Genomic DNA, 1,431 nt, shown 5'->3' with positions numbered 1-1,431 from the left:
CGATCTCGATACCCGTTCGCATGCCGCATCGTCGCACGGCACCGAAAGAATGGGAATCCCTCAAGCGGACTCATTCGTTCCGATCAATCCACTAGGTGGCGTGTATGTCTTGTCTGCCTGCAGCTTGGACTGTGCAGACTTCGCGTGGAGAAGTACAGGGAACCAATAGCTGAGCGTGGGCGTCCGGAGGCACTCGGCAATGAGTTTTCCGGCTAATGGGTCGGCGTTCTGCTGCAGATCGCGAATGGCACGCTCGACGCTGTCGCTGCCGCGCTTGGGCCGCATCGCTCTTCGCCGTGCAAGATCTGTAGCCTCCGGCATGGATGTCGGCCCCAAAGCGCGAACCATCGCCGCCGCACGAGATGCCCGTTCCGCGTCGCTTTCAGACGGGAGCGCATCAAGGGGGTTCTGTGCCCATGTAGCCTCCAGCAGGTCCTTCAGATCGGCCTCACTATGACCTTCAAGTGACGATCGTGCCGCTTCGCCTTTGAGACCGAAGTGAAGGAGGCTCCACAGCGCCCGCACGCGTGAAGGGAGGTCGTTGCGCCGAAGTGCGGCGTCGGTAAGGTGCTCCAGAGATGGGCGGGGTATACGAAGCATGGCCTCGCTGATGATCATTCTCAGTGGATCGACTGCCATGCCTGGTCGGAGCGAGAGGATTTCCTCGATGGCTAGACCGATGGCAACACTCGAATGCCCTTGGCCTACCACCCAAATAGCCGTCGCGTTTGTTACTCCAGCATCGAGTGCACCTTCCCACATTTCTCGAACGGCCGCGCTGCCGATCGACGGGTTTCTGTCGAGTTCGCCGACGGCCCAGCGCTCGATGCGCATGCGGGTGTCCGAATCCTGGATGTTGTCAGATTGCCGGAGGATCAGAAGCGCATGCGTAGGGGAGACGGTAATCATTCCTCGGGCTTTCCCATCCGTCGCATGACTGCTGCAAGTATTGGCAGCTCCTCGTGCAGCCTGTGCCCCTTCGCCTCGCGGGCACCAAGTTCGCGCGGGGAGACAGGAACCTCTGTACGGAGGATCGCGTCGAAGCCCGCGAGGGCAGCTGCGGCGATATCCGGATTAGTCTCGCTTACCAGAGCGACCAGACCGTCTACTTCAGAATCGTGTCGGCCGACCTGCAGGAAGATGCGCGAGAGGTCATCGAGAATTGGAACCGCTGTTCCTGAACTTACACCCTCAAAGTTCCTGTTTACCTCGTTCACGAACTCCTGCTGCGCATCGGAGCGTCGGCGCTCGCGCTTAAGCAGTGATCGCTGCTGCCGGCGACGGTCCTCGTCCAGCGGATTGGTTGTGAGCATTTCAATGAGGGTATGGTCGCCCGATGGACTTGTAACGGATTTGCGCCGGTCACCTGAGCGATTAGAGCTCGCAACAGGAGACCGACGAGATGATCAAGCATACAGAAGAGTTCAAGCA

The 1,431-nt window shown here is 59.6% G+C and carries 2 protein-coding genes; both read right to left on the bottom strand.

What is annotated here, in order from left to right; translation table 11 throughout:
* Positions 1-60: 60 nt before the first annotated feature.
* Positions 61-909 (bottom strand): hypothetical protein, encoded by an 849-nt coding sequence (locus GGQ90_RS28865; RefSeq protein WP_188084653.1) that lies wholly within the window; start codon positions 907-909, stop codon positions 61-63.
* On the bottom strand, positions 906-1,313 hold the full coding sequence (locus GGQ90_RS28860; RefSeq protein WP_223178516.1) for a hypothetical protein: 408 nt from the start codon (positions 1,311-1,313) through the stop codon (positions 906-908). Before GGQ90_RS28860 ends, GGQ90_RS28865 begins: the two co-directional genes overlap by 4 nt.
* Between the last annotated feature and the right edge of the window lie 118 nt (positions 1,314-1,431).

It is taken from the genome of Sphingobium scionense (genome assembly GCF_014197035.1).
Lineage (GTDB): Bacteria > Pseudomonadota > Alphaproteobacteria > Sphingomonadales > Sphingomonadaceae > Sphingobium > Sphingobium scionense.
This window is presented reverse-complemented; position numbering and strand designations above follow the sequence as displayed.